The sequence below is a fragment of the Shewanella sairae genome (assembly GCF_023283535.1).
In the GTDB taxonomy this organism is placed as follows: Bacteria; Pseudomonadota; Gammaproteobacteria; order Enterobacterales; family Shewanellaceae; genus Shewanella; species Shewanella sairae.
Map to the genome: position 1 here is coordinate 1 of NZ_JAKILT010000209.1, position 714 is coordinate 714.

Consider the following 714-nt stretch of genomic DNA (forward strand, 5'->3'; position numbering starts at 1 on the left):
TTAAAGTTCTGGTTCAGGACGTTATCAGCAACACTGTCGCTGTGTTTTCGCTTCGTCGTAACTTTATAAGCTTGACGTTGAATAACCACTAGGCCTAACTTTCGCATAATTGAACGAGTGCGATATCGACCAATTATAAAGCCTTCTTCACGGAGCTTTTTAGCTAACTGACGTGAGCCTAAACTGTTACGGCTGCGCTTGAATAGGCGCTTTGCCGTACGGTACAGGTTTAGCTCATTCACACTAATAATCTTAGCGGGTCTTGTTAACCAGTTATAGTAGGCGCTGCGACTGACTTTCAGTACCTTACAAACTGTTTTTATTCCGAATCGAGAGAGGTTGTCTCGAATATATTGGAATTTTACTTCATTTCTTTCGCGAAGAAGGCACTGGCCTTTTTTAGTATTTCTTTCTCTACCCTAAGTTGTTTTACCTCTTTTCTTAGGGCTAAAAGCTCCTGTCTCTCATCAGCAGTGACATTAGAGCTCTCTAGCTCCTCAGCCCTCTGCTTCCAGGTATATAGCAAGTTTGATGATACACCAAGCGCCTCTGCAGCTTGTGGAACGCTATAACCTTGTTCCGTAATTAAGCCTAAAGCTTCTTCTTTAAACTCTTTGGTATAAGTTCGGTACTGTCTTTTCGTATTCATGCTTACCTCAATTGTAGGCTCTATTATCCACAATCAAGGTGTCCAGATCGATTAGACCAGAATAC

General features: G+C 41.9%; 1 pseudogene. It reads right to left on the reverse strand.

The window, feature by feature from the left end:
- Positions 1-649, reverse strand: a pseudogene (locus L2748_RS24215) (transposase); the annotation flags it as partial.
- Positions 650-714: the final 65 nt, after the last annotated feature.